Source organism: Streptomyces sp. NPDC059853, from assembly GCF_042731495.1.
Taxonomy (GTDB): Bacteria; Actinomycetota; Actinomycetes; order Streptomycetales; family Streptomycetaceae; genus Streptomyces.
On record NZ_JBHWJL010000252.1, the window covers coordinates 1 to 7841 of the forward strand.

Genomic DNA, 7841 nt, shown 5'->3' on the forward strand with positions numbered 1-7841 from the left:
GCGAACAGACCGGCACCACCCCGCTCCAGTGGCTGCACCGCGCCCGCGTCCGCCGGGCCCAGCATCTGCTGGAGACCACCGACCACCCCGTGGAACGCATCGCGGGACAGGTCGGCTTCGGCTCCCCCACCGCCTTCCGCGACCGCTTCAAGCGCACCACCGGGGTCAGCCCGCACACCTACCGCCGCACCTTCGGCTCACCACCCCCACAAAGTCAGACAAACTACCTTATTGCGGCAACCGGGCGAGCGTCCCGGCGGGCTGTGCGGTAGACATGTCCCCCGGAGAGCGTCCACACCACACCGTCCGGGAGGCAGCCATGCGCAGTGCGCCGGCCGTGCTGCGCACCGCCCTCACCGCCGCGCTGCTGAGCGCGCTCACCGCCGGGTGCAGCACCGGGGACGGCACCGACGGCAGCGGCCCCGGCAGCGGACCGTACGGCAGCACCTCCGGATCCCCCCAGTCCGGCCGCTACTCGGCCCTGCCCGAGCCCTGCGGCTCCGTCAGCGAGAGCACCCTGCGCCGGGTGCTGCCCGACGCCGCGCCCGAGGCGTACCGGGGCACCCCCGCCGTGACGTACGACTCCGGCCGCCGGGGCGGCTGCTCCTGGCAGGGCACCGACACCGGGACCGGCAGCACCCTGCAACTGAGCGTCGACTTCGAACGGGTCATCTCCTACGACCCCGAGGTCAGCGACGACGACCGGGCCGCCCTCGACTTCACCGCCCGCGCCACCGAGGCCGGCCTCCCCGACCCGGACGCCCCGCGGGACGACACCGCGGACGACACCGCCGGCGACACCCCGGACGGCACCGCGACCGGCGAGCAGGACAACGACCCCGCCGGCCCCGGGGAGCAGCCCGGAGCGGACACCCCGGGCGGCACCGACAGCGAGGGCGAGCCCGTGCCGCGCGCCGTCAGCGGCATCGGCAGCGACGCCTACCTCGACGACCGGCTCAGCACCACCGCCACCGGCGCACGCCGCGACATCACCCTGGCGTTCCGCAGCGCGAACGTCATCGCCACCGTCCACTACACCCAGATCAGCCCCGGCAGCGACACGCCCCCCGCGAGCCCACCGCTCCAGGACGGCGCCCAGCGCGTGGGCCGGCACCTGGCCGGCGGCTTCGACGATTAGCACCCGCGGCGGGCCGAGGGCGTACCGTGCTGTGCGGCGCGGACCGTCCCGACCGCCCCTGGATTAACGGAAGCGAAGAGATCATGCACCCCACCGCCACCCCCCGACAGGCCCTGCGCGCGCTGGCCTGGGCCGCCGTGCCCGCCCTGCTGATCGCCGGCTGCTCCTCCCCCGCCTCCGACTCCGGTCCGGACGGCAACGACGACGGGGCGGCGGCCGAGGAGAGCAACGCGGCGCCCGAGCCGGAACCGGTACGGTTCGCCGATCTGCCCAGCCCCTGCGCCGTGCTCGGCGAGGACACCATCGACGCGATCGTCCCCAAGGCCGACCCCAAGGGCGGCTCGGCACTGACCTCGAACGACACCTCCCTCTCCGGCACCTGCCTGTGGAGCGGGCTCAAGGAGTACCAGTACCGCCAGCTGACCGTCTCGCTGCGCCGCTTCGAGTCCGATCTGTCGCTGGGCAGCGGCGACGAGCGGGCGCAGGGCTTCATCGCGCAGCAGGTCGAGGAGATCACCGGGGACGGCGCCAACAGCGGCATCGCCCAGGAGGACCTGGCGGGCACCGGCGACGCGGCGATCACGATCGCGTACAACGCCGAGAAGGACATCGACGACGACACCCAGGACTTCCGCCAGCAGCGGGTCGTGGTCCGCACCGGCAACGTGGTGGTGACCGTCGACTACGCGGCCACCGGCCTGGAGGGCGACGACATGCCCGGCGCCAAGGGCGTCAAGGAGCGCGCCGAGACGGCGGCGGCCGAGGCCGTCGACCGGCTGGACGCGACCGCGCAGGACGACGGCGGCGACGCGGACGAGGAGAGTGGCGCGGACACGGACAAGAAGGACGACGCGTAGCCGAGCCACGGCGGCCGCTCCGGCGGTGTGCGAGTCTTGGGCCCGCGAGGGAACACCAGTTCACACGGGGAGGCCCCACGAGTGGCCGCGATCAAGCTCACACGCGCACACCGCGTCCTGGTCGGCATCATCCTGGCCGGGGCGGTCGTCATCGCCGCCATCGGCTTCGTCGGCTCCTACACGGCGGTCCGTGAACTGGCCGAGCAGAAAGGATTCGGCGCCTTCTCGCCGTTCTTCCCCATCGGCATCGACGCGGGCATCGTCGTCCTGCTCTCCCTCGACCTGCTGCTGACCTGGCTGCGCATCCCGTTCCCGCTGCTGCGGCAGACCGCCTGGCTGCTCACCGCCGCCACCATCGCCTTCAACGGCGCCGCCGCCTGGGGCGACCCGCTCGGCGTCGGCATGCACGCGATCATTCCGGTGCTCTTCGTGATCACCGTGGAGGCCGCCCGGCACGCGATCGGCCGGGTCGCCGACATCACCGCGGACCGGCACATGGAGGGCGTCCGCATGTGGCGCTGGCTGCTCTCCCCGGTGCCCACCTTCCGGCTGTGGCGCCGGATGAAGCTGTGGGAGCTGCGCTCCTACGAAGAGGTCATCTCCATGGAGCGCGACCGGCTCGTCTACCAGACCCGGCTGCGCGCCGAGTACGGCCGCGCCTGGCGCCGGCGGGCCCCGGTGGAGGAACTGATGCCGCTGAAGCTGGCCCGCTTCGGCGTCCCGCTCAGCGAGACCGCCCCGGCCCTCTCCCGCGCCGACGCCTCCGGCGACCCGCACCCGGGCCGGACGCAGCCGCCCCGGTTCCCGCTGCCCGAACTGCCGGTGCTCCAGCCCCGCGCCGAACGCGAGGAGTGGTACGGCGCGGGCGGGGCCGCCGGGCCGGAGCCGGAGCCCGCGGCCGCCTCCGCGCCGGACACCGGGGTGCCGGCCGGGACCGCGCCGCAACCCGTGCAGCCGGAGCCCGCGCAGCCCGGACCCGGCGCCGACCCCGAGCCGTACCCCGACGCCACCGTGCCGGTCGCCCCCGGCCGCCGCCGTACCCTCGGCCAGGCCCCCGCCCCCGGCCTGCTGCCCGCGCAGCGCGGCGGCGATGACGCCTACCTCCCGGACGAGGTGCCCGGCCCCGAGCCCATCGAGCTGCCGGCCGATCTCGCCGAGGACGAGCGGTACTACGCGGCCTTCCACCGCTACGTCGTCGAGAACGGCGGCTTCCCGACCCCCCGTCAGCTCTCCGTGATGCTGAACGAACGCTTCGGCGTCACCGACACCGACGGCAATCTGCTCAGCGAGCAGCACGTGCGCGAGGTCATGCGCACCTACGGCTTCCGCGAGCGCTACAAGGCCGACGCGGGCACCAGCGTCTGACCCGGCGGGTGTGCGACGCGGTCGGGGACGGACTCGGACCGCCGCACCCCACCGTGTCCGGCCCGGGCGCGGCGGCGTACGGGTGCACGGTGCGCGACCCGGCGGACCGGCCTGCGGCGGGCGCCCGGGCGGCGCGGACCAGCGACCGGTCCGCACCGCCCGTCGTCGGCGGTCAGCCGCCCAGCAGCGTCCGTACCCGGTCCGCGCCCACCGCGAGCAGCAGCGTGGGCAGCCGCGGGCCGGTCTCCTTGCCGATCAGCAGCCGGTACAGCAGCGCGAAGAAGCTCCGCTGCGCCACCTTCAGCTCCGGGGTCGGCTTGGCGTCCGGCGCCAGCCCCGCCCGGATCTTGGGCACGCCGTACACCAGCGTCGTCAGCCCATCGAGCGACCAGTGGTCGGCGAGCCCGTCCCGCAGCAGCCGCAGCGACTCGCGCTGCTCCTCGTCCAGCGAGCCCAGCAGCTCCGCGTCCGGCTCCGTGCGCACCTGGGTGCGTGCCTCGGCCGGCATCTGGGTGGCCACCCAGCGCGCCGCGCGGTCCAGCCGCGGCCGGGTCTCGTCCAGGTCGCGCACCGGGTGCTCGGGGTCGAGTTCGCTCAGGATCCGCAGCGTCTGCTCGTCGTCGCCGGTGGTGATGTCCACCACCGACGCGAGCATCCGGTACGGCAGCCGGCGCGGGGTGGCGGGCAGTTCGCCCGCGGCCGTGCCGATCGCCCGCCGGTAGGCCGCCGCGTCCGCCGGCTGGGCGGTGCCGTCGGCGACCTTCCTGGCCAGCGCGTCCCACTCGTCGTAGGTGCGCTGGATCTCGCCGTCGAAGGCGATCTTGAACGACTGGTTCGGCTTGCGCCGCGCGTACAGCCAGCGCAGCAGCGGCGCCTCCATGATCTCCAGCGCGTCGGCCGCGATCGGCACCCCGCCCTTGGAGCTGGACATCTTCGCCATGCCGCTGATGCCGACGAACGCGTACATCGGGCCGATGGGCTGCTTGCCGCCGAAGATCTCCGAGACCAGCTGCCCGCCGACCACCCACGAGGAGCCCGGCGAGTGGTGGTCCACGCCCGCGGGCTCGAACACGACGCCCTCGTACGCCCAGCGCATCGGCCAGTCGACCTTCCACACCAGCTTGCCGTGGTCGAACTCCGACAGCTTCACCGTCTCGCCGTGCCCGCAGGCGTCGCAGCGGTAGGTCAGCTCGGTGGTGTCGTCGTCGTACGCGGTGACCGTGGTCATGTCCCGCTCGCACACGGTGCAGTACGGCTTGTACGGGTAGTACGCGCCGCTGCCCGCGCTGCCGTCGTCCTCGGCGGCGGCGCCGGAGCCCTCGGCCGCGGCCAGCTCCGCCTCGTCGACGGCCTGCTGCCGCGGCGGCCCCGCGGCGGCGGCCTTGGCCTTGGTGCGGTAGCGCTCCAGCACGGCGTCGATGCGGCGCCGCTCGCGCATCGCGAACAGGATCTGCTCGCGGTACACGCCGGAGGTGTACTGCTCGGTCTGGCTGATCGCGCGCACCTCGATGCCCATCTCGGCGAGCGCCGCCAGCATCGGGGCCTTGAAGTGCTCGGCCCAGCTGCCGTACGGGCTGCCGGCCGGGGCCGGGACGGAGGTCAGCGGCTTGCCGATGTGCTCGCTCCAGGAGGCGTCCACCCCGTCGACGCCGGCCGGCACCTTGCGGAACCGGTCGTAGTCGTCCCAGGAGAGCAGGTGGACGCACTCCACCCCGCGCCGCTTGATCTCGTCGGCGACCAGGTGGGGCACCATGACCTCGCGCAGATTGCCGAGGTGAATCGGTCCGGACGGGCTGAGCCCCGAGGCGCAGACAACGGGTTTGCCGGGGGCGCGCAGCTCCGCCTCGGCGATGACCTCGTCCGCGAGCCGGGAGACCCAGTCGGTCTCCGGGGTGGTCCGATCCACTGCTGTGCACTTCCTTCTGATATCGGGTGGCGGTCCGCGTGGGATACTGAGGAAGATTCTCAGAATCCGCGTTCACTCCGCGAATCCATTGTCTCCTACGGAATGGCTCGCTCCCCCATGTCCTCGGTCCCCGCACTCGCCACCGTCGTCAACCAGCGGCTCGCCGCCGCCCTGGAGGCTGCCCGACCCGAGGCCGCCGGCGCGGATCCGCTGCTGCGACGCAGTGACCGGGCGGACTTCCAGGCGAACGGGATGCTCGCGCTGGCCAAGCGGCTGAAGGCGAACCCGCGCGAGCTGGCGACGGACGTGGTGGCGGCCGTCACCTCCGGCGGTCCGGTCCGGGACATCGAGGTGTCCGGGCCCGGCTTCCTCAACATCACCGTCACCGACGAGGCGATCACCGCCAACCTGGCCGCCCGCGCCGCCGACGACCGGCTCGGGGTGCCGTACACCGCGCACCCGAGCACGATGATCATCGAGTACTCGCAGCCGAACGTCGCCAAGGAGATGCACGTCGGCCATCTGCGCTCCACCGTGATCGGTGACGCGCTGGTGCGGCTGATGGAGTACCGGGGCGAGAAGGTCATCCGGCGCAACCACATCGGCGACTGGGGCACCCAGTTCGGGATGCTCATCCAGTATCTGATCGAGCACCCGCACGAGCTGGACCACCAGGGCGGTGCGGAGGCGGGCGAGGCGGCGATCTCCCGGCTCAACCACCTCTACCGGGCCTCGCGCGCGGTCTTCGACTCCGACCCGGAGTTCAAGGAGCGGGCCAGGCGCCGGGTGGTGGAGCTGCAGGCCGGCGAGAAGGAGACGCTGGAGCTGTGGCAGAAGATCGTCGACGAGTCGAAGCTGTACTTCAACGCCGTCTACGACCGGCTCGATGTGCTGCTCACCGATGACGACGTGGTGGGCGAGTCGGCCTACAACGACGATCTGGCCACGCTCGCGGCCGAGTTGGAGGAGTCGGGCGTCGCGGTGCGGTCGGACGGCGCGCTGTGCGTGTTCTTCGACGACGTGAAGGGGCCGGACGACCGCCCGGTGCCGCTGATCGTGCAGAAGGCGGACGGCGGTTTCGGGTACGCCGCCACCGACCTGGCCGCCATCCGCAACCGGGTGGGGGTGCTGGGCGCCGACACCATGCTCTACATCGTGGACGCGCGGCAGTCGCTGCACTTCAAGATGGTCTTCGAGACGGCCCGCCGGGCGGGCTGGCTGCCGGACGGGGTGGCGCACCACCTGCCGTTCGGCTCGGTGCTGGGCAAGGACGGCAAGCCGTTCAAGACCCGGGCGGGCGAGACGGTGCGGCTGATGGATCTGCTGGACGAGGCGGTGGAGCGCGCCGGTACCGTCGTGCGCGAGAAGGCGCCGGAGCTGGCGGACGCGGAGGTCGCGGAGCGGGCGGGCCAGGTCGGCATCGGCGCGGTCAAGTACGCGGACCTGTCGACCTCCCGGTCCCGGGACTATGTCTTCGATCTGGACCGGATGGTGTCGCTGAACGGCGACACCAGTGTGTACCTCCAGTACGCGTACGCCCGGATCCAGTCGATCCTGCGGCGCGGACGCGAGCAGGGGGTGACGCGGGCGGTGGCCCATCCGGAGCTGCCGCTGGCGCCGGCCGAGCGGGCGCTGGGCCTGCACCTGGACGAGTTCGGGCAGACGCTGGAGGAGGCGGCGCGGACGTACGAGCCGCACCGGCTTGCCGGTTATCTGTACGCGCTGGCCTCGCACTACGCGACCTTCTACGAGAACTGCCCGGTGCTGAAGGCGGATACGCCCGAGACCGTGGAGAACCGGCTGCTGCTGTGCGAGCTGACGGCCCGTACGCTGCACCAGGGCATGGCGCTGCTGGGCATCAGGACGCCCGAGCGGCTGTAGCCGCCCGCATCTCCCCCTCCGCGCGGGGCACTTCGGCGGGGGCGGGGAAAGCTGCCAGAAATTCGGCGCTTTCCCCGCCCCCGCCGGGTTTATCTCCCCGGCTACCCGAGCCACATGTCGCTGGTTGTGTCACTGCGTGACGCCTGCATGACATATACGTGACAAACGCCGACGCCCCCTTGCCGGTCTCCTCTGCCGCGGCGAATGATTTCCGCTGTGCCGATCGCGGGTGTCATGCCCACGTCTGTCGTGCACGGCTCTTCCCCCACAGCAGCAGCACCTCTATGAGGAGGACCCCTCAGATGGCAGTGATGCGCAAGACCGTTCTTGCCACCGCCGCAGTCCTGGCCGTCGGTGTGGCCGTCGCCCTGCCCGCGCACGCCACCACCGCGGACCAGCCCCAGGGCTTCATCACCAATGCCGACGCCCCCGGCACGATCGACGACAGCTATATCGTCATACTCGAGGACTCCACCTTCTCCGCCGCCTCCGCCGCGGCCGAGAACCTCGCCGAGAAGTACGACGCCGAGGTCGTCACCACCTACGAACACGCCCTCAACGGCTACGAGATCGAAGCCACCGAGGCCGAAGCCCTCGCCCTGGCCGCCGACCCCGCCGTCAAGGAAGTCGTCCAGAACCAGGTCTTCACCATCGACGCCACCCAGACCAACCCGCCCTCCTGGGGCCTGGACCG

General features: G+C 72.5%; 7 protein-coding genes. 6 read left to right on the plus strand and 1 reads right to left on the minus strand.

Annotated features, from left to right (window positions below; translation table 11 throughout):
* The 4 genes from ACFV5N_RS21645 to ACFV5N_RS21660 all read left to right on the plus strand — a co-directional run.
* On the plus strand, positions 1-272 hold a 272-nt coding region (locus ACFV5N_RS21645; RefSeq protein WP_385602300.1), incomplete at its 5' end, for a helix-turn-helix domain-containing protein.
* Positions 273-319: 47 nt separating this feature from the next.
* Positions 320-1138, plus strand: coding sequence for a hypothetical protein (locus ACFV5N_RS21650; protein WP_385602303.1), 819 nt, complete (start codon positions 320-322; stop codon positions 1136-1138).
* A gap of 83 nt (positions 1139-1221) precedes the next feature.
* Complete coding sequence (locus ACFV5N_RS21655) at positions 1222-1995, plus strand: DUF3558 domain-containing protein (protein ID WP_385602306.1); 774 nt, start codon at positions 1222-1224, stop codon at positions 1993-1995.
* Between the two features lie 81 nt (positions 1996-2076).
* Positions 2077-3360 (plus strand): DUF2637 domain-containing protein, encoded by a 1284-nt coding sequence (locus ACFV5N_RS21660; RefSeq protein WP_385602309.1) that lies wholly within the window; start codon positions 2077-2079, stop codon positions 3358-3360.
* A 172-nt stretch (positions 3361-3532) separates the two neighbouring features.
* Here ACFV5N_RS21660 and lysS read toward each other — a convergent pair whose 3' ends face one another.
* On the minus strand, positions 3533-5266 hold the full coding sequence (gene lysS / locus ACFV5N_RS21665) for a lysine--tRNA ligase (RefSeq protein WP_385602311.1): 1734 nt from the start codon (positions 5264-5266) through the stop codon (positions 3533-3535).
* A 117-nt stretch (positions 5267-5383) separates the two neighbouring features.
* Between lysS and argS the strand changes: the two genes are divergently transcribed.
* Both argS and ACFV5N_RS21675 read left to right on the plus strand, forming a co-directional pair.
* Positions 5384-7147: an arginine--tRNA ligase gene (gene argS, locus ACFV5N_RS21670; RefSeq protein ID WP_385602317.1), complete on the plus strand. Its 1764-nt coding sequence runs from the start codon at positions 5384-5386 to the stop codon at positions 7145-7147.
* Positions 7148-7449: 302 nt separating this feature from the next.
* Positions 7450-7841, plus strand: a 392-nt coding sequence (locus ACFV5N_RS21675) for a protease inhibitor I9 family protein (protein ID WP_385602314.1), incomplete at its 3' end; no start/stop codon positions are given.